Here is a 19,976-nt window from a genome sequence, read left to right on the forward strand (position 1 = left end):
ACTATTTTTTCCGGCTCAATCGCCTCTTTTCAGGCACACTTATATTAATTTTTTAGGATACATATTATGTCTAATACAACTACTGGTTCAGTAAAATGGTTTAACGAAGCAAAAGGTTTTGGTTTTATCGAGCAAGAATCTGGCGCAGACGTGTTCGCACATTTCAGCGCGATCTCTGGCGACGGTTTTAAAACTTTAGCTGAAGGCCAACGTGTACAGTTTACTGTTACTCAAGGTCAAAAAGGCCCACAAGCCGAGAACATTGTTAGCATCTAACTGCTACACAATTTAATGGGCTAGCAATAGCCCATTAATATACTTATCTATATAGTTTTTAGTCAAATATCGTCAAAATCCCCTTCTATACATATTTTCCAAGCGCCATCTCATTTGTATCCGCAACTCATTAATTAGTGCATTTTTAAACACATTTACTACTATCTCTCTTGAGCGAAAGCTTTGTATTGCCTACAATAGCGCATACTTCATTCAATATAGAATATGACCATGAACGACACTACCGCAAAACCTGCTTTACCAGATCGCCTTTCTATTAATCCACGTAGCCCACATCATGTGGAAGAAGTTTTTGAACACGATATTGGTATCACGTTCAACGGCAAAGAGCGTTTTGATGTTGAAGAATACTGCATCAGCGAAGGTTGGATAAAGTTTGCATCTCCAAAAGGCCTTGATCGTCGCGGACAACCACTTTTACTTACAAGAAAAGGCACTGTTGAAGCCTTTTATAAGTAAGCTAATACTACTTACTAAAAAAGCGACACCATATTGGGTAGTCGCTTTTTTTTGCCTTTTTAATAGATTGAGCTTTTTTCATGCCCAACCTGATGAAGTTTCATTATGATTTTTTAAAAAATATGTTTGAATAGCGCCATATTATTTAGACATATAGAAGTCCATAAGTGAAAAAGGTAACAATTTTAGATGGCGGCATGGGACGTGAACTTAAGCGCATTGGCGCACCGTTCTCACAGCCACTTTGGAGTGCACAAGCACTTATAGAAGCCCCACACTTTGTAGCACAAGCCCATCAAGGCTTTATAGATGCAGGCGCTGAAATAATTACGGTTAACAGTTATGCCTGTGTGCCCTTTCATTTGGGTGAAGAACGCTACGAAAGCCAAGGCGCGTTACTCGCAGAGCAAGCGGCGCTTATTGCTAAAGAAGTAGCTCAAAATGCTAAACAAAGTGTATTAGTTGCAGGGTCATTACCCCCTGCATTTGGTTCATATCGCCCCGATTTATTTGAAAGTAAACGTGCTTTTACTATTTTAAATACCTTATACAATGCACAAAATCTCCATGTAGACCTCTGGCTTGGCGAAACAATATCGAGTATTGAAGAAGCACAAGTAATGGCAAGCGTACTTAAAGGCTCAACTAAGCCATGTTATTACGCATTTACCCTAAATGATGAAATAAGCGAGCAAGCTAAACTGCGCTCTGGTGAACTGGTAAGTGACGCAGTAGCGGCTTTGCTTGAACAAAATGTTGCTGGTATTTTCTTTAATTGCTCGATTCCTGAGGTTATAGAGCAAGCCTTTAGCGATACCAACTCGGTATTAGCCAAGCAAAATAAAAGCGTTATTTTAGGCGCTTTTGCTAATGGCTTTACACCTATAGCGCGCGACTACAAAGCCAACGAAGGATCGCAAGCGTACCGGGATATTTCACCTTCAGAATACTTAGGCTTTGCTAAAAAATGGCACAGCCAGGGCGCAAGTGTTATTGGCGGTTGCTGTGGTATAGGCCCAGAGTTTATTGAAGTGCTGGCAAACTGGAAACAAGATCTCGAAAGCGCTTAAGCTTTTAGGACTTTTTAAATATTAGGGCTTATTTGTTGTTACCCAATCAAGCCCTTGAATTGCTGTAGTAGGAAAAGCGGTTGCATGGCTCGCCCCTTCAATAACAACGCTTTTTAATTCAATATTGTCACTGCTAAGTTCATTAATTTTTTGCGTTAATTGCTTTGCCCCTTCCACCATATTTTGCCCTTCACCAAAGCTTGGCGTTTCCTTTGCTCCCACAGATATATAAACCTTTGTAGGCAATTTAGGTTTATTTGCTTGCAGTGCTAAAATTGCATTGTTATTAAACCAAACTGATGGGCTGCCAATAATATAATTGTTAAATAAGTCGGGCATCGTAAGTAAAATAGTGGCGCCAAATAACCCACCTAAAGAGTTACCTATATAGGTTTTATGTGTGCTACTTGCTCGGTAGTTACTTTGTATAAATGGCAGTACCGTATTTTTTAAAAACAGCGCATGGTTTTGAGCGTTACCGGTTTGTTTTTTCCAGCTTTTAGCCTTATTTGGTGTGTAGTCTCTAATACGGCTATTAGACCCTTTAGAGCCTTTTTCATAGCTAATGGCCACAATAATAGCCTGCTGCATTTTACCGCTATTCATAGGAAACCGTGTAGCACCTGCCACAATAGGAAACGTATACGGCGCATCGGTTAAATAAATAACTGGATATATTTTTTCAGGGTGCTTTTTATATGACTTAGGAAGCTGAATAAAAACAGGGTATACCCGATTGGTCACGGGCTCAGTGAGCTCAATAACGCTGCTTCTAGGGATTTGGTACGGGGTATTTGCGCTTAATTTAAAACACATTAAAGCGCAAAGTAACAGCAGGGATTTTAAAGCAGTATTCATTAAATTAATTAACCTAAGCCAAGCGTAATAAACCAATATTAGATGATTACTTTAACTCACTTTTAGCTTTAGGCTATTAAAAATTTAAACTCCGAGCTTTGAAAGGCAGTGCTACACGTTAGTTGTTTGTAGCACTAACACCGCTAAGCTACCTGATCAGATTCATCGCCTGAACACGGGCAATTATCATCATTTTGTTTAAGGCATTGTTGGTAATTAAACCAATGAGCCACAGCAATAAACGCTGAGCCTATTAAGGTTAGCGCTTTTTCGGCTATTTCATGCCCTAGCAATACCGCACATATCATAAAAGACAGTCCAATAACGCCGCAGGCCATGTAACGTTTACGCTTGTGCTTTTTACAGCCTAAGCTCAATGCTAATAAACTGGTGGGTAATACAGCTGCAAGAATCCATAAATGAAATTGTTCACTATCTATTTGCAGTACAGCAAAGCTTGGCAATAGCGCTAAAATAACCGGGGTTGCAAAACAATGTACTGTACACATTAACGATAACCCGATCGCCATACGATCCATAACACTTTGACTCGACTTCATTATTTCCTCTACTAAATTAGTGCCTCTACTCAAAAGCGTTACCTTCAAGGAGACATTTTAGTAACAACAGTTAATTACTATTGATACATTATAACATTTCTCGCATAATTGATATAATATAACATCCAACAAGGTAGTCAAATGAAACCTAGATCACAATTAGCTGTTCTCATCGCAGCTTTATTACCAGCAAGTGTGCTGGCATCCACAATTGAAGGCGTTGTTTTAAACAATCAAGGTAAAATAGTTACCAATGCAACCATAGAAGTTGAAGGCTCAGACCTTAAAGTCACCACCGACGACAACGGTAAATTTTTTATAGCAGAACTAAACAATGGCTTAAAAGAACTTCACGTTGTAGCCCCTGGCTATGCGCATCTTCATCGCGATATAACAATAACGAATGATGAAAACCAATCGGTTACGTTTAATTTAAAGCGCTCGCCTATTGAAGTTATTGATATTGAAGCAACCCCTATTCATATGTCGGCAATGGAATCTGCCTCACCAGTTAGCGTTTTATCTGGCGAACAACTAAGGCGCCAACAAGCTGCAACACTTGGCGACAGCCTTGAAAAACTCCCAGGCGTTAATACTAACTTTCACGGTAAAGTAGCCAGTACACCAATTATTCGTGGTTTAAGCGGCCCGCGTGTACTCATAACTCAAAATGGCCTTGATGTAAGCGATGTTTCGCGCGTTGGCCCCGATCACTCTGTTGCATCAGAAGCATCTACCGCACAACAAATTGAAGTATTACGCGGCCCAGCAACACTGTTTTATGGCAGTGGCGCCATTGGTGGTGTAGTTAATGTGGTAGATAGTCGTGTACCAACCGATAGCACAACACGCGGCGAGTGGAACGTAGAACATAACTCGGTAGATAACCAAAAAGTAGCCTCGTTTAATGCCACCACAGGCACAGACTCGGTGGCTTTTTACGCCGATGCATTTTGGCGTGAGGCCGACGACTACGAGGTGCCTGTAGCTGCCGATATAGATAGCGATGGTGAAGAGCATCGCGGCGATTACACTGTTGAAAACAGTAATGAAGAGTCTGACGGTTTGACTGTTGGCGCTAGCTATTTAATAGATAACGGCTTTATTGGCTTAGCAGTAGAGCAATTTAATCGTCAATACGGCATTCCAGGCCATACGCACGGCGAGGAAGAAGAGGAAGAGCACAGCGACGACGAAGAAAGCGTATTTGCTGATTTAGAGCAAACTAAGGTGCAATTATTAGGTGAGTACAACCTAGATAATAAATGGCTAAATAAAGTAAACCTACGCGTTGGCCATACCGACTACGAACACGCTGAAATTGAGGGTGGCGCTGTAGGCACTACTTTTAAAAACGAAACAAATGAATTACGTATAGACCTACTACATAACCAGTTTAGCGAGTGGAATGGCGGCATTAGCTTTCATTACAAACAAAGCGATGTTGAAGCACAAGGTGAAGAGGCCTTTACACCTCCATCAGAAACCGAAAGCTTTGCTGTAGCACTAATGGAAGAAAGACACTTTGGTGATTTTTTAGTGCAAGTAGGTGGGCGTATAGAGCGTGTAACCATTGAAGCAGGCGACGTATTACTGCCAAATATTGACGCTCACGCACACGATGAAACAGAAGAAGCCGACGAACACAACCACGAAGAAAGTGCAGAAATTACGCGCGTATTTGACGTAGAGCATGAATTTACCCCAATCAGTTTATCGGCAGGCGTAGTATGGGATTTTACATCTAACTATAATTTAGGACTTTCTGTATCGCGCTCTGAACGTGCGCCCTCTGCCTCTGAGTTGTTATCGTTTGGGCCGCACATTGGTACTGGCACATACGAAGTAGGCGCACTATTTGATTTAGATGAAGACGGCCATTTGGGTTTATCTGAACAAGCAATTGACCTGGAAACAGCCAATAATATCGATTTAACCCTGCGTAAAACCCAAGGTGATGTTGGCTTTATTTTAAATGCCTTTTACAACCAAGTAGATAACTATTATTACCAAATAGACACTGGTTTATATGCACAAAGTGGCCACGACCATGGCGATGAAGAAGGCGCTGACGAACACGACCATTCATCAGAACTGCCGGTTTATTTATTTAAAACAGACGACGTAATTTTACACGGTTTTGAAGCGCAAATTGCGTGGCAATTAACCGATGAATTTAAAGTAGATTTATTCTCTGATTACGTGCGTGCACGCCTTAAAGACGGCGGCGATTTACCCCGTACTCCACCGCTTCGTTTTGGCAGCGAGTTAAGCTATCAAACAGATCAATTAAGTGCGCATATTCACGTTACTCGCTATCAAAAGCAAGACCGCACAGCCTCACAAGAAACAGCAACAGGCGGCTACACATTGGTTGATGCAAGCATCTCTTATGACCTTTCAGTATTAAACCAAGATATGTCTGTTTACCTACGAGGCACCAACTTAACAGATACAGAAGCACGCGTGCACAGCTCGTTTGTAAAAGATATAGCACCACGTCCAGGGCGTAGCTTTGCGCTAGGCATTCGCGGTTATTTTTAAGCATTAAAAAATTATAATTAAAGGAAATAAACATGAAAAAACTATATCAATTAAAGCTTATTGCACTGGCAATTAGTACTACATTTATCACAGCTTGTGGCGATGCAGAAACCAACATTGTGGAACAAGATCCTATTGTTGTAGAAGATGAACACGATCATGAAGGTGATAATCACGACCATGATGATGGCTACACCATAGACTCACTTGGCAGGTTAGCTGTGCTTGCAGGCAACAGCAACGAAGCCAGCTTTTATGACCTAGATGACAATGCTTTACTTGAAACATTTACTCTTACGAATGATTCAAACACGCTATCGTCATCCCCTGATTTTCGTTATGCCGTTATTGTAAGCAGAGCACAAGATTACTTAGGCTTTATTGATGGTGGTTTATGGCGTGAAGACCATGGCGAGCACCTGCACGATTACGAGCAAAGACCAGCGGCTAGCAGCTATGAGTTAACAAGCGGCAGTCGCCCTACTCACTTAATAACTCACGACGGGCAATTAGCTGTTTTTTATGATGGTGATGCAGATTCAGGCACGGTTGCCTCTGTTGAAGTATTAACAGATAACGACATAACCAGCGCCACAGCAACGCTACCGGGTATTAGCTACGATATTAATATGCACGGCGTAGCAGAGCCACGCGGTGAGCATTTATTATCAACACTTCGCCGTGATGACAGCGAAAGCACATCGGTTGCTAAAGTACTGCCAGACCAAGTAGGTGTTTATCACTTTCATGATGGTGAATACGAGCTTGAACAAACCTTAGAACTGACGTGTCCTGATTTACACGGTGCGGCACAAAACCACGACTACGTAGTATTTGGCTGTAGCGATGGTGTGTTATTAGCCCACCAGTACGATGATGAATACGAAGCTGAAAAAATAGCGAACATTGCAGCCGTTGGCGATTTACGCATTGGTAGTATTTATGGCCACGAAGATAGCGAGACCTTTATTGGCGTAGCATCTGGCCACGATGGCGGCGAAGCCGTAATTGTAACTATTAACCCAGCAACAGCACAAATGGAAGAACTAGAATGGCAACTAGCCGATGGCGCAAGTGCTGTATCGTACTCTTTTTCTGCCCATGGCGAGCACTTTTTAATATTAGACAGCTTAGGCTTTTTAAATGTATTTAGCGCACACGACCATGATGGCGAAATGCATTGGGAGCTTGAAGGCCAAGTTGATATTACTCAAGCAAACGTAACCACAATGCCCGAAGGAATGAGCTTTAGTATGACAGTGGCGCAAAATGGTCAGTTTGCTTATGTAGCAGACCCTATTGCTCAGCACGTTGTAAAAGTACACCTTGAAGACTTAGAAATTAAAAGTGAGGTTGATCTTACTTTTGCCCCAAGTGCAATTACTTGGCTTGGTATTGCACAAAAAGAAGAGGACGATCACGAACATTAAGCTTATAACTGTTGTTCTCGCGTTTTAGGCTAGAGCCATAAAACAATAAACCCGTAATTAGTTAAATAATTACGGGTTTTTTAATAGTGTTCAGATGTATTAGTTCAGGCAGCTAAATTACTTACGGCGCCAGCCGCTCCATACATCATCTTCTTGGTTGGATTTTTTCTTCTTTTTCTTACCTGTGCCTTCAGGCTTTGCCATTGGCTTTTCGTTTTTAAGTGCAAGGGCCGCATCAAGGTTCGCTTGGTTTACCGCAAAACCGGTTACCTCTTCACGCTCTAAACGAAGTTTGTTTTTCTTCTCGATTACTTTAAAGTGATGAAAGTCTTCATAATCAATTAACGATAATGCTAAACCCACTTCACCGGCACGGCCGCTTCGGCCAATACGGTGCATATAATCAGCGGGGCTACGCGGTAAGTTAAAGTTAATAACAACAGGCAGTTTGGCAATATCTAAACCACGGGCTGCTATATCGGTGGCAATAAGTACTTCTATTTCACCGGCTTTAAATTTTTCTATTACGCGAGTACGCTCACTTTGGCCTTTATCACCATGAAATACCTGTGCGTTAATACCACGCTTTTCAAGCTTACCCGCTAAGTGCTCACAGTCTTTTTTAGCGTTTACAAAAATAAGCGCTTGGCGCCATTTATGTGCTTTTATTAAATGCGCTAAAACCGTAGTTTTTTCGCCTTTATTAACCGTAAATACGCGCTGTACTAAGGTGCTTTCGTCTTTGCTTTGAACTTGTATTTCAACTGGGTTAGTTAACAGCTCTTGCGTTAATAGAGTGACTTGCTCTGGGAAGGTTGCTGAAAACAACATTGTTTGTTTTTTAGCAGGCATTAACGCTAATAACTCAGCAAGTTCTTCGGTAAAGCCAAGGCTTAGCATGCGGTCGGCTTCATCAAGCACTAAGGTCGTTACTTTATCGAGCTTAATCGCATTGCTTGAGATTAAATCGAGTAAACGGCCAGGTGTTGCCACGATAATATCGGCGCCGCCACGTAGAGCCTGCATTTGTGTATTAACCGACACACCACCAAATACCGCCACCGTTTTAATTGCGCCATTAAAGTTAGCAGAATACGATTTAACGCTATCAGCCACCTGCGTTGCAAGCTCACGGGTAGGTACCAAAAAAAGCCCAGTGACAAAGTTACCTTTGCTCGCTGCTTTTTTAGCGCCTTGCTCTAAAAATAACTTTTGCAACATAGGCAAAGCAAACGTTGCTGTTTTACCTGAGCCGGTATTTGCCCCCGCAATTAAATCGCTACCAGCCAAAATGCTCGGAATTGCTTTTGCCTGAATCGGCGTAGGTTGCGTGTATTCAAGATCAGACAATCGAGCAATTAGCTCTGGAATAAGGCCAAGTTCGTTGAAATTACTAAGGTTTGCGGCAGAGGTCATAAAATATGCGGGCTCATTACTAAAATAGCCTGCAATTTTAGCGTATTTATTGCCCGTTAAGTAGGGGTTAGTGATTTTAATGTGGTTTTAGAAAAAGAGAAAAGCTGTTACCCCCTTTTCTCTTTAAATATATAACAATCGAGTTGGATTAAAAAATGGTTATGTTTCGTCTTTGCCTAAAGCTGTTTGTAGTCTAGCTTTTGTTTCTTTTAAATAATTTATATAAGGATATGAGTCGTCTGCAATTGCTAAAGCAGACTCCATCTGCTCAAGCGCTTGGCGAGTATCCCCTTGCATTTCATAACCGTAGGACAATGCCGAAAGCGCATCAACTGATTTTGGGTGGTTTTTTATATTGTATTTAAACACTTCAATAGCACGGGTAAACTGCTTGCTACCCGTTAAGTTATAACCGAGTGATCTAACAGCACGATCTGGTGGAGATATTTGCTCGCCCCATTGCTGAGATAATGTTTGATAATAAGCATCGATAGAGGCTACATCGTCAGTTAAAGCACTTATAGGCATTTGTTTAGGTAAAAATAAGTTGTAATAAGCATTAAATATGCCTGCAGCAGAGGTTAAGCCATGCGAGATACCATTAAACGCATCATTAAAAAAGCGTAACCCTCGCACTTTATGTGATTGCAGTGATTGCTGTAGTTCATCGTACCTTTCACGCATTATGCCAGCTTCTTCGCCTATATTGATATAAACGTAGTTATTCAGGTCTTTTGAATTATTGATAAACGACTTAGTCGCCTTTACAGATGCACCATAGTTCCACCAAACGGCAGGGCTGTAAGCAATATGCGCTTGAAATAGTTCGGGCTTTGCCTGCAACACATATAGCGCAAATACACCTCCAGCAGATGCGCCAGCAATCACTTTATAATTGTGCGTACGATAACTTTTATTAATCAAGGGTATAAGCTCTTGCTCTATAAATGCTAAAAACGTTGCTGCGCCACCCCCTTCACCGACAGGACCTTGCGGCTCTTTATTCACTGTAGGATACATATCTCTAAGTCGATTAGTGTTTTCAATAGCGACAATAATTACCTCAGGCGCACGATTAGCATTTTGCAAGCGCTCAATGACAGCACTAGCAAGCGGTATATTACCCGCTCCATCTAAGCGATAAATAACTGGATATACCTTATTTGGCTCAGATTGATAGCTTTTAGGCAATTGCACGACAACTGTGCGTTCTTCGTTTAAAACAGCCGATTTAAAAGTATGTGTGTGCTGAGAATAATCAGCTACTTGTTGTTTAGCATTAGATTGTGCAAAGGCACTTTGTGAACTAAAAGCAAAACAGCTAACAAAACAAATGACTGCAAATAAACGCATGACTAATCCCTTAGAGAATAATAAGTTACTTAAGCTAACAGACTTTTAGGCACAAAAAAAGCGCCTTAAGCGCTTTTTAACATTAATAATGTGGGAGAGGAATAAAGTTTCATACTAAACAGCCAAGTAACCCTGATCGTACCGTTTGAGATTAAATGTGATCAAAAATAAAGATTCATACTACTTGCTTCTACCCATTTAGAATCGAGCAACAACGGAGTATTAAAGTATCATACTCGTTGCACCTCACTTCGGTACATAACTTTGCCAGTGAACTAGCTAAATTAGCTAGTTACGGATTACATCAAGTAAGGCAAATCATATCTACGACATTATTAAAGTAGCAAGCTGCTGATTAGCATGGTCATAAGTTACACGCATATTTCTAATAAAATCACCGGGAAATTTATGATGGCTACATGGGCAGTGGCTTGTCAGTCACAACCTCTTTCATCACAATAGTCGATGTTAGCCTTTTGACATAAGGTAGAGCCGAAAGCACAGAATCATACAATGCTTGGAAAGCATGGAGATCCTTCTCAACAATATGAAGTAGATAATCAGGTTCCCCAAATAAACGCTGTGCCTGAATTACTTGTGGAATACATCTAACTTCATTCTCAAATTTCGCAACAGCCATGTTATCTCCTTCCTTCATGGTTACAAATACCAGGGCAGAAAACCCTAAGCCGATGCGCGAAGCATTGAGTTGGGCTTTATACCCAGCAATAGCACCTGAGTCTTCCAACGTCTTTAAGCGCCGATGGCAAGGTGACACACTTAACCCTACACGCTCTGCTAAATCTGTGACTGACAATCGCCCGTCTATTTGCAACTCAGCAAGAATTTTCTTATCTAGACCATCCATTTGAAAATATTTCCCAATTTCAACGTAATTTAAGCAAAATATTGAAAGCACATTCTAACGAATACGACATATCATTCACAGTACATACACTTTAAAATTTCACATTCGTTTGGAATATATAAACAAAATGGCAATCAATCTGTTAATCGCGTTCTGGACTGTATCCATACTGTTCGTTATTACCCCAGGTGTTGACTGGGCTTATGCAATCTCTGCTGGTATGAAAGGGCGAGTTGTTGTGCCAGCCGTAACAGGTTTAATACTGGGGCATTTCATTGCAACCTTGATTGTTGCAGCCGGTGTTGGTGTCATTGTGTCAAGTATGCCTTTAGCAATGACCACGTTAACCCTCATCGGAGCAAGTTATCTGATGTGGATTGGGATACAGCTCTCTAAGAATCCACCAAAGCCAGACGGCAACTCAGCATTGGAGCAACATTCTTGGTGGCGCTGGTTGACAAAAGGGACATGCGTCAGTGGTTTGAACCCGAAAGTGTTTCTGCTCTTTTTAGCTCTACTTCCTCAATTTACCGATCCGACGTCTGATTGGTCGATTTCCACTCAAATCGTCACATTAGGATTGATCCACATTATCAGCTGCACCATTGTTTACCTGATCGTGGGGTACTCCGCTCAGTTTATTCTTTCAACACGACCAAAAGCCGCATTGATGGTTGGTCGGGTTTCCGGTGTGCTCATGATTTTCATCGCACTGGGTTTACTCGCCGAACAAGCAACTTTATTTATCTAGGAGTTTTTTATGTCTACAGGACACTTATCCCCTTATGGCAACGGTAATATCATTGATAAAGTTAGCAAAGTACGAATACCTCATTTGCAGCAGCTAAAAATTGAAGGGAAAAAATGGGCCATGTTGACTGCTTATGACATGTTCAGTGCCCAAATTTTTGAAGAAGCCGGGATCCCAGTCTTACTTATTGGTGATTCGGCATCCAATAACGTCTTAGGCAACAGTACTTCTCTGCCCATCACGGTTGATGAAATGTTACCGATGGTTAGGGCGGTCAGTCATTCAACTAAGAAACCGTTGATTATTGCTGACTTACCCTTCGGATCATATCAAGCCTCGGCTGAGCAGTGTTTCCATACAGCGGTAAGGTTTATGAAAGAAGGTGGCGCACACGCAGTTAAAATTGAAGGAAATTTGTCGATCTTACCTCAAGTAGAAAAACTTGCGCTCTCTGGGATCCCCGTCATGGCTCATATTGGTTTTACCCCTCAGTCAGAACACCAACTGGGTGGCTATAAAATTCAAGGTAAAGGTGACAGCGCAGATAAATTAGTTGAAGCAGCAAAAACATTTGAGAAAGCAGGTGCATTTGCACTCCTAATTGAAATGGTTCCAAGCGACGTAGCAACCCGTATAACACAAGCGGTTTCGATACCGACAGTTGGTATTGGTGCAGGTTCAGGCTGTGATGCTCAAGTCCTTGTGTGGCAAGATATGGCTGGCATGAGAACTCAAGGTTTACCTCGATTTGTAAAGCAATATGCTGATATGCGGTCTATTTTATCCAATGCGGCTAAAGCTTATAGAGAAGACGTGGAACAAGGCACTTTTCCAGATAAAGAACACTCATTTTAAAGATCGTTTTGAAACTCGTTATCTATTTTTGATTAACAAGGTACTAACAGATTTATGCATTACTAAAATTTGGGCATCTTAAGGTCACTAGTCTCAACAATCTGGAACCCACCGACTCAGAATGGGGCATAAATGGTTTAGAAATGGCAGCTTACCTATGTGATCGCTGCCATTTCAGTATGATACTTTAATACTTAGTATTAATCTTTATTACTTAGTATGAGACTTTATTCCTATCCCACAAATAAAAACCTATAACCTTTTGATTTTACTCAACAGTAACCGATTTAGCTAAGTTACGAGGTTGGTCAACGTCGGTACCTTTAATTACCGCTACGTAGTACGACAGTAACTGTAATGGCAGTGTGTAAACAATTGGCGCAATAATGTCGTCAGTGTGGTTTACGTTGATAACACGCATTGTGTCGTCTGACTCAAAGTGTGAATCTTTATCTGCGAATACGTAAATAATGCCGCCACGTGCGCGTACTTCTTCTACGTTTGATTTAAGCTTTTCTAATAACTCATTGTTTGGTGCTACAACAATAATTGGCATGTCAGCATCAATAAGTGCGAGTGGGCCATGTTTTAGCTCGCCCGCTGCGTAGGCTTCTGCGTGAATGTACGAAATCTCTTTAAGCTTAAGCGCACCTTCCATTGCGATTGGATATTGTGAGCCACGACCTAAAAACAGTGAGTGATGCTTGTCGGCAAATTCTTCTGCAAGGTCTGCAATGCCATCTGCAAGCAGTAATGTTTCTTCAAGCTTAGCAGGTAGTACTTTTATAGCATTTACAATAGCACTTTGATCAAGCTGTTTTTCTTGAGCTATAGACGCAGTAAGCATTAACAAACCAACTAATTGCGTTGTAAATGCTTTAGTAGAAGCCACGCCTATTTCAGCGCCAGCTTTGGTCATAAAGGCAAGATCTGATTCGCGTACAAGCGATGAACCAGGTACGTTACAAATGGTCATTGAGGCCATGTAACCTTGCTCTTTAGCTAAGCGTAATGCAGCTAGCGTATCGGCAGTTTCACCCGATTGAGAAATAGTAACAAGTAAGCTATTTTCATGAACAAACGACTGACGGTATCTAAATTCAGAAGCTATTTCTACATTACAGCTAACGCCTGCAAATTGCTCAAGCCAATAACGTGCAACCATACCTGAATGGTAAGACGTGCCACAGGCAATAATTTGCACGTGTTTTACGTCTTTAAATATTTGCTGAGCGCTTTCGCCAAACGCATCAATTGCTACGCGGTCGTCGTTTAAACGCCCTTCAAGGGTATTACGTACCGCAAGTGGTTGCTCGTAGATTTCTTTTAGCATGTAGTGGCGGTAGTCGCCTTTGCCTGATGCATCTTGTGTAATGTTTGATTCAATCACTTCACGCTCTACAGCGTCGCCGTTTTCGTCAAAAATTTCTACTGTATCACGTGTAATACGCGCTACATCGCCTTCTTCTAAAAAGATGAAGCTACGAGTAACAGGTAATAGTGCTAACTGATCAGAAGCTATAAAGTTTTCGCCAAGGCCTAAACCAATAACAAGAGGGCTACCTGAGCGCGCTACAATGATTTCGTTGTCGTTTGCTTTATCAAATACAACTGTACCAAACGCACCTTCAAATTGCTTAACAGCTGCCTGTACTGCTGCAAGTAAACTAGTGTGCTGCTTACGAAGCTTATGAATTAAGTGCACCATTACTTCGGTATCGGTTTCAGATAGAAACTCGTAACCTTCTTCTTTAAGCGATGCGCGTAAGCTAGCGTGGTTTTCAATAATACCGTTGTGCACGAGTGCTAGCTGGTTGTTTGATACATGCGGGTGTGCGTTTTCTTCTGTAACGCTACCATGTGTTGCCCAGCGAGTGTGTGCAATACCTGTATGACCGCTAACGCCTGCTTTCTCAAGTGCAGCTTCTACGTTTACTACTTTACCTACTGCTTTAACAGTATTAAGTGTGTTGCCATCAAGCAATGCTACGCCTGCTGAGTCATAACCACGGTATTCAAGACGTTTAAGGCCTTCAACTAAAATTTTGTTTACTGGACGTTCTGCAACTGCCCCAACTATTCCACACATAGTGTCTCCATTAATTTTTTAATTCTAGTAACTCACTTTGTAGTTACTATTCAATAATCTCTGCGCAAATTAGTTTTACACCACACGCCTCAATTGCTTTGCGCTTTTCGTCTGCCAAGCCATCGTCGGTTATTAATGTGGTTACTATTTTCCACGGTAATTCTAAATTTGGTATTTTTCGGCCAATCTTATCTGATTCAACCATTACAATTACTTCACGAGCCGCTTTTGCCATTACTTGGCTCAAACCAACTAACTCATTAAAGGTTGTTGTGCCACGTTTTACATCTATACCATCCGCACCAATAAAGAGCTGATCGAAGTCGTAAGAGCATAATACGTTTTCGGCAACTTGCCCCTGAAATGACTCAGAATGTGGATCCCAGGTTCCACCGGTCATCAAAAGTGTTGGCTCGTTCTCGAGTGCTAATAAACGACTTGCTACTTTAATTGCATTGGTCATTACAACTAACCCGCGCTTATTTGCAAGCTCAGGGATCATGGCGGCCGTAGTACGCCCGCTATCAATAATAATGCGGTTATGATCTTTTATAAGCGTTGCTGCTGCTTTAGCTATAGCCACTTTGCGCTTAGAGTCTATCTCATCGCTAACAATTTCTTTAGGCAGTGCAATAGCACCGCCGTAACGGCGAAGTAATAAACCACTTTTTTCAAGCGAGGTTAAATCTTTGCGAATGGTTACTTCAGATGTTTGAAACTGCTGTGCTAACTTTTCAACAGCGACTTCACCTAATTCATTAACTTGAACGAGTATATTGTGACGACGCTGCTGTGTGTTTCGTTTAGTCATAGAGCTCGTGAATTAAGTTTCGTTTCGAAAGTTATGCAATTTTAAACGAAACAACCTAAATGGCAAGTTAATGAGTAAAAAAAGCGCAATGTGCGCTTTTTAATTTAACAGCATGTAGATGTGGTGAAACATTCTAACTTGCTCAGTGAACTATAAACTAGATTACTGAGCACGCTATTATTTTTTAGTTCAAATAAGGATATATTAAAAACTCACTACCTAAAATATATAAACTCCAAGAATCACGCTCATCTTTTTGAATTAATACATCGTGGTAATTATTCGAGATTTGTGGACTCTCCCAAATAACTTGATTTGATAACTTATCCACTAGGCTAATTGTTTTTTCTATAGAGTAATGTGCCAGATAGTTTCGGCCATAAACGCCACCTATAGCTTCATCGAGGATTTTCTCTTTGTGGTAAATTGTAAAGCCCTTAATTTGTTGTTCGTCCAAAATTTCTAATGCTTTCGTTTTCGTATCTAATACTATTAAACCACCTTCTTCATCGAAACTACCAAAAGTACGATAATCAATTATTAGCTCTAGTTGAGGATCTGAATCTAGCTGAATAGCATGTACATGCGCTACATGGCTTGTTGTTTCTTGTAAGAAATCTAAAGGTACAGGCCAATTGCTACTGTCAATTGAAATGGGTGATAAGCTTGGATTTTCGTAAAAAGCTATACCTAAATCGTAATAACCTATTATTATTTTTGACAACTCCTCAGACGGCAAGTAAGGAAAGTAGGCTCTTGATACGACTTCTCCTGTTTGTTTAGCGATTGTGTAATATCTAATATCACTTTTAAGGCTCAAGTGTGTTTCGGACTCTGTAAAAGCAAAATCATACGAATTAGAAAAAGTCACTTCTGCAACGCTAGTTTGCCAAATTACACTGGTTGAACCTGTATTGCGTTTAACAATAAATGTCTCGTTGTTAATTTGAGTTAATGAATACTCAATTTGATTTTCATTATCTTGCGTTAACAGCATCTCTCCAGTGAAAGTAACAGGTGCATTATTGTGCGTTACCTTAGCCGAACGGCCAAAATCTGAAATGCTAACCGTATCATCAACAGCACCAACAATATGAAGATTAGGAAGTTGACCTTGAGCCACTGATGAATACTCAAGCTGCCATAGCCCATTCTCATAGCTAAAGCTTTGCATCGTATATTCTTCGTATAAATAACTTCCTTCTAAACTATCTGTTTTGCTTACTAATAATGACTGTATTCCATCATTATCAAAATCAACAGCTCCTATTACTCTCCCAATGGGGTTTTCAGCAATAGATACAGAGAAAAATTGCCACTGCTGATTAAAGTAATAAAGCTCTTTTGAATTAGAAAAATAAACATGACTATAAGGACTATCTACTTCAAGGCTGATCGAAATACCATCATTGAAATTAGTCTCAAACTTTTCACTACCCACCTGCAGTTCACCATCTTCCCACCATATTAGTTCACTATAATGTTCGGAGGCCTTATATCTAGTTACACGACAATTATCACCACTGGTAAATGCCTTAAATTTATATTCAGAGTAGGGTCCTATCAGGTATTTGTTCTGTTTGACATCAAATATACTTTTCCTATCAATTAACTCTTTAAAGCCGTCGTTATTCAAATCACAAACTTGAATCAAGCTATTTGAATAATTAAGTGAAAGGTCCGGCGCAACAATAAGCGTAGTGATAGAAAGATCATTTCCATTAATAAGATAGCTATCATACGAATGCCCCGCCGAAAGAAGAATATCTTCAATACCATCGCCGTTATAATCAAATACCATAGAGTTATAATTTTCAGCCGAAACATCATCTATCAGCAAACTACTTGAACCCTCATTAGTTAAAAATATTTGATGTTTAGCTGCCTCTTGGTTGTAAGTAATACTTAGCCAATTTAGTTGCGTCCCTGACTGATTCAGAAATGCACCTAAATGCTCAACATTTGAAGGTAAGTGAGGTATCCATTTATTGTATTCTAGCAACCCTGTCTCACTGAGACTTAAGATATAATTATCATTACCGCGTAATACACCCCTTTTTTGGTTCGAAAGCTTAATTGAAGCTACACTGGATGTTGAGTTGTTCACATAACCAACTGAGCGATTATCTACGCCACCGAGTGATTGAAGGTTGATTTGGTGCTTAATTCTTATTTGATTGTCAGAGTTTGAGATATCAACAGCAAAATTTACGTTTAAATTACTACCAAAGTCAGGCGCGTTGCTTAACCAATTAATCTCTCCTTGTTCTGAAGTCGAGATATTACTTGGCCCATAAGCAATTTTGTATTCAAAAGGACCATCGAACTCATCATTAGATAAGTTAATAATGGCCGTATAGTGTTCACCTAATTCTATTTCATCATATGCAGTAATGTCAGAAACAATTGCTGGCAGTTTTTCTAATTTAAACTCATGCTCCACAGTATTTTCTGCACCACTTGGGTCTACAACTGTTAACGAAATACGATAAAGGCCAGGTAGGTCTCCAATAAAGTCAATTTTGCTACCGGTGCCAAGTTGCCAACTAGCATTCTGCGGAAAAGTTATTAATTTCCACTCATAACCTAATGGTTCAAAATCGGGATCCTTGGAGTGCGTTGCATCAAGAGTGAGGATAGAGTGTCGTAGAGCTTTGTTCGAGCCTGAAATACTTGCTATAGGAATAGAGTTGGCAGTATTGTTATAAACATTATCTAAGTCAGTTAAATAAAACTCTAGTGGCAAAAATTCATTAGATAGATGTATGGTCGAAATACCATTAGCTTTGAGATCTACACTAGCAGTATTTTGTGATATTAGGGTGTACTTTGCTCCTATTATTGAAGGCAGAGATATATCATTGGTTGGATAAAACTCATCAGTTTTTATTGTTAGTTTTCCTAAATCACTAAAATAAACTTCACCATTAAAACCAATACCATACCCAACATTGGTTGCATCTAAAACAGCATCAAGCCTTACATTAGAGAATAAAATATCAAGCGAATTTTCATCAGCACCTTTAAATTGAATATTCACAGTAGCGCTACTGTCACTATTTACTCCCTGACTATTAGCAATAGCAAAACCTTCTGTTAAATAGGTAACCCCAAGCACTTCGTTACTAATTGTTAAACTAGGGACTACCCCATACTCTAAAACAAATTCAGCGTTAGAGTTTTCGATATAAATATCAGATTGCCCATTAAAAACCCACCCAGCAGCAGAGCAATTGTTATAAGTAATTATATAGTGCTGATTAGCCTCTTCCTCTTTCATGTCAGCAGAGCCAGTAACACAACCGAAATTATCAGATTGGTTATCTAGCACTGGGTCGTGGAGAAATAGATTTTGATAATCCTCTCCAAATACTATGGAATTTAGGCTATCTATTAGATATGAGTACTGAGTTGTTAGTTGAGTTACATTACTTGCTGTTATTTCGAATAAAGATAACTCACCGTCATAGGTAGGCGTATTTTGATAATCAGGCTTAACAAATTTAGTTTTTCCAGAAGAACCAGAATCATTATTAGCAGGTTGGCTGGCATCATTACCCCCTCCCCCACAACCGGCTAAAATAATTGTTAAACAGAATAATTTAGTTAGTTTATTTAATTTCATTACTTACTCCTTGTAACATGAATTTTACATTATTAAAGCTTTTTTAAAAAGGAATATAATAAAAGTCAAAATTTGTTTAAAACCTTTTTAGCCCATATAAAAAGGTAATAACAACTTTTCAGTAAAATATATAAGCATGAGATAATACTTAATAATGTATGCATATAAATGAATAACAAACTCAATGAAATTATTTAATAGCGTGACTAAGCCATATTTAATGCAAAGAAAACAAACAGGCGAGATATGCCGATTATTCAATAAAAGCCCGAGTAAAGGTAATTTAAAGCGTATTAAAGAGCTGTTCGCACAATGCGGTGAAGAGGTAATTATAGAATCAGGTTTTCATTGCGATTATGGCAATCAAATAGTTATTGGTGATCGTACTTTTATGAATATTAATTGCACACTTCTCGACTCGCCATTAGCCAATCACTCAATCACCATTGGTGATGACTGCTTAATAGGCCCAAACGTTCAGCTTTTAGCTGTGTCACATGCTACTAATCCAGCAGAAAGGCTTAATAAGGAAAACTTTGCAGCCCCTATCGCGTTAGGCAATAACGTATGGATTGGCGCAGGCGCTATTATTCTTGCTGGAGTTAATATAGGCGAAAATAGTATTGTGGGTGCGGGTGCTGTGGTTACTAAAAATGTAATGGCTAATACCGTAGTAGCGGGTAACCCAGCTCGTGAAATAAGAACACTATAGTTATTACCGATGTGATGTTAGCGTCGGGTGTTGCTGTGAGTGGATGTTAATTGCGCACATTTTACTTTTCTGCAGACGTAAAAAAGCCCGACTATTTCTAGTCGGGCTCTCTACAATTTGAAGCTTGGTGGTGTCGTAGTGCCCACAGCGGTAGAAAGTCACATAGCAAATACTACACTCTCTTTGTGTCAGGGCGGCCTTCAATGGGGCTCGCCTTTGAGCTGTTTCGTTTCACTACTTAGTTCGGCATGGGCTCTTGGCTATTTACTAAATCCCAG

General features: G+C 40.2%; 16 protein-coding genes. 8 read left to right on the top strand and 8 right to left on the bottom strand.

All coding sequences use genetic code 11. The annotated features are described in order from the left end of the window. The first annotated feature begins 66 nt into the window (after window positions 1–66). From H5120_RS11885 to H5120_RS11895, 3 genes are all read left to right on the top strand, one after another. A complete protein-coding gene (locus H5120_RS11885; protein ID WP_007580429.1) occupies window positions 67–276 on the top strand; it encodes a cold-shock protein in 210 nt (69 codons plus the stop codon). 231 nt (window positions 277–507) lie between these two features. Beyond that, the gene (locus H5120_RS11890; protein WP_002963088.1) at window positions 508–756 is read left to right on the top strand and encodes a DUF3297 family protein; all 249 of its coding nucleotides are present in this window, start codon (window positions 508–510) and stop codon (window positions 754–756) included. A gap of 167 nt (window positions 757–923) precedes the next feature. Then, window positions 924–1,826 carry a homocysteine S-methyltransferase family protein gene (locus H5120_RS11895; protein WP_182674534.1) on the top strand — a complete coding sequence of 301 codons (903 nt, stop codon included), beginning with the start codon at window positions 924–926 and terminating at the stop codon, window positions 1,824–1,826. A 21-nt stretch (window positions 1,827–1,847) separates the two neighbouring features. On the opposite strand, the gene H5120_RS11900 is transcribed toward H5120_RS11895, so the two are convergent. After that, a complete protein-coding gene (locus tag H5120_RS11900; protein ID WP_182674537.1) occupies window positions 1,848–2,684 on the bottom strand; it encodes an alpha/beta hydrolase in 837 nt (278 codons plus the stop codon). A gap of 143 nt (window positions 2,685–2,827) precedes the next feature. Next, window positions 2,828–3,244 carry a MerC domain-containing protein gene (locus H5120_RS11905; protein ID WP_138540492.1) on the bottom strand — a complete coding sequence of 139 codons (417 nt, stop codon included), beginning with the start codon at window positions 3,242–3,244 and terminating at the stop codon, window positions 2,828–2,830. Window positions 3,245–3,385: 141 nt separating this feature from the next. Between H5120_RS11905 and H5120_RS11910 the strand changes: the two genes are divergently transcribed. Together H5120_RS11910 and H5120_RS11915 are read left to right on the top strand one after the other, a co-directional pair. Continuing rightward, entirely contained in the window at window positions 3,386–5,788 is a 2,403-nt protein-coding gene (locus H5120_RS11910) for a TonB-dependent receptor (protein ID WP_182674539.1), read from the top strand. A 32-nt stretch (window positions 5,789–5,820) separates the two neighbouring features. Then, a complete protein-coding gene (locus H5120_RS11915) occupies window positions 5,821–7,218 on the top strand; it encodes a 5-methyltetrahydrofolate--homocysteine methyltransferase (protein WP_182674541.1) in 1,398 nt (465 codons plus the stop codon). Window positions 7,219–7,335: 117 nt separating this feature from the next. Here the strand turns inward: H5120_RS11915 and H5120_RS11920 are convergent, their stop codons facing one another. From H5120_RS11920 to H5120_RS11930, 3 genes are all read right to left on the bottom strand, one after another. Next, a complete protein-coding gene (locus tag H5120_RS11920) occupies window positions 7,336–8,634 on the bottom strand; it encodes a DEAD/DEAH box helicase (RefSeq protein WP_182674543.1) in 1,299 nt (432 codons plus the stop codon). 159 nt (window positions 8,635–8,793) lie between these two features. Next, window positions 8,794–9,987, bottom strand: a complete 1,194-nt coding sequence (locus tag H5120_RS11925; RefSeq protein ID WP_182674545.1) for an alpha/beta hydrolase-fold protein — start codon at window positions 9,985–9,987, stop codon at window positions 8,794–8,796. 415 nt (window positions 9,988–10,402) lie between these two features. Next, window positions 10,403–10,855: an Lrp/AsnC family transcriptional regulator gene (locus H5120_RS11930; protein ID WP_182674547.1), complete on the bottom strand. Its 453-nt coding sequence runs from the start codon at window positions 10,853–10,855 to the stop codon at window positions 10,403–10,405. Between the two features lie 127 nt (window positions 10,856–10,982). On the opposite strand from H5120_RS11930, the gene H5120_RS11935 reads away from it, so the two are divergent. Both H5120_RS11935 and panB read left to right on the top strand, forming a co-directional pair. After that, the gene (locus H5120_RS11935; protein WP_182674549.1) at window positions 10,983–11,606 is read left to right on the top strand and encodes a LysE family translocator; all 624 of its coding nucleotides are present in this window, start codon (window positions 10,983–10,985) and stop codon (window positions 11,604–11,606) included. Window positions 11,607–11,615: 9 nt separating this feature from the next. Further along, a complete protein-coding gene (panB, locus tag H5120_RS11940; RefSeq protein ID WP_182674550.1) occupies window positions 11,616–12,461 on the top strand; it encodes a 3-methyl-2-oxobutanoate hydroxymethyltransferase in 846 nt (281 codons plus the stop codon). A 268-nt stretch (window positions 12,462–12,729) separates the two neighbouring features. On the opposite strand, the gene glmS is transcribed toward panB, so the two are convergent. The 3 genes from glmS to H5120_RS11955 form a co-directional block, all read right to left on the bottom strand. Next, a complete protein-coding gene (gene glmS, locus H5120_RS11945; RefSeq protein ID WP_149603400.1) occupies window positions 12,730–14,550 on the bottom strand; it encodes a glutamine--fructose-6-phosphate transaminase (isomerizing) in 1,821 nt (606 codons plus the stop codon). Between the two features lie 46 nt (window positions 14,551–14,596). After that, entirely contained in the window at window positions 14,597–15,361 is a 765-nt protein-coding gene (locus tag H5120_RS11950) for a DeoR/GlpR family DNA-binding transcription regulator (protein WP_182672138.1), read from the bottom strand. Between the two features lie 184 nt (window positions 15,362–15,545). Next, entirely contained in the window at window positions 15,546–18,986 is a 3,441-nt protein-coding gene (locus tag H5120_RS11955) for a VCBS repeat-containing protein (RefSeq protein ID WP_182674551.1), read from the bottom strand. Between the two features lie 184 nt (window positions 18,987–19,170). Here H5120_RS11955 and H5120_RS11960 point away from each other — a divergent pair, with 184 nt between their 5' ends. Further along, window positions 19,171–19,698: a sugar O-acetyltransferase gene (locus tag H5120_RS11960; RefSeq protein WP_182674552.1), complete on the top strand. Its 528-nt coding sequence runs from the start codon at window positions 19,171–19,173 to the stop codon at window positions 19,696–19,698. The last annotated feature ends 278 nt before the right edge of the window (window positions 19,699–19,976 follow it).

The sequence above is a fragment of the Pseudoalteromonas sp. SR43-2 genome, from assembly GCF_014163885.1.
GTDB lineage: Bacteria > Pseudomonadota > Gammaproteobacteria > Enterobacterales > Alteromonadaceae > Pseudoalteromonas > Pseudoalteromonas distincta.

Coding starts and splice junctions, on each gene's coding strand:
- H5120_RS11920 (WP_182674543.1), bottom strand. CDS start 8,634: ATGACCTCTGCCGCAAACCTTAGTAATTTCAACGAACTTGGCCTTATT.
- H5120_RS11925 (WP_182674545.1), bottom strand. CDS start 9,987: ATGCGTTTATTTGCAGTCATTTGTTTTGTTAGCTGTTTTGCTTTTAGT.
- H5120_RS11890 (WP_002963088.1), top strand. CDS start 508: ATGAACGACACTACCGCAAAACCTGCTTTACCAGATCGCCTTTCTATT.
- H5120_RS11885 (WP_007580429.1), top strand. CDS start 67: ATGTCTAATACAACTACTGGTTCAGTAAAATGGTTTAACGAAGCAAAA.
- H5120_RS11960 (WP_182674552.1), top strand. CDS start 19,171: ATGAAATTATTTAATAGCGTGACTAAGCCATATTTAATGCAAAGAAAA.
- H5120_RS11935 (WP_182674549.1), top strand. CDS start 10,983: ATGGCAATCAATCTGTTAATCGCGTTCTGGACTGTATCCATACTGTTC.
- H5120_RS11950 (WP_182672138.1), bottom strand. CDS start 15,361: ATGACTAAACGAAACACACAGCAGCGTCGTCACAATATACTCGTTCAA.
- H5120_RS11905 (WP_138540492.1), bottom strand. CDS start 3,244: ATGAAGTCGAGTCAAAGTGTTATGGATCGTATGGCGATCGGGTTATCG.
- H5120_RS11900 (WP_182674537.1), bottom strand. CDS start 2,684: ATGAATACTGCTTTAAAATCCCTGCTGTTACTTTGCGCTTTAATGTGT.
- H5120_RS11910 (WP_182674539.1), top strand. CDS start 3,386: ATGAAACCTAGATCACAATTAGCTGTTCTCATCGCAGCTTTATTACCA.
- glmS (WP_149603400.1), bottom strand. CDS start 14,550: ATGTGTGGAATAGTTGGGGCAGTTGCAGAACGTCCAGTAAACAAAATT.
- H5120_RS11930 (WP_182674547.1), bottom strand. CDS start 10,855: ATGGATGGTCTAGATAAGAAAATTCTTGCTGAGTTGCAAATAGACGGG.
- panB (WP_182674550.1), top strand. CDS start 11,616: ATGTCTACAGGACACTTATCCCCTTATGGCAACGGTAATATCATTGAT.
- H5120_RS11915 (WP_182674541.1), top strand. CDS start 5,821: ATGAAAAAACTATATCAATTAAAGCTTATTGCACTGGCAATTAGTACT.
- H5120_RS11955 (WP_182674551.1), bottom strand. CDS start 18,986: ATGAAATTAAATAAACTAACTAAATTATTCTGTTTAACAATTATTTTA.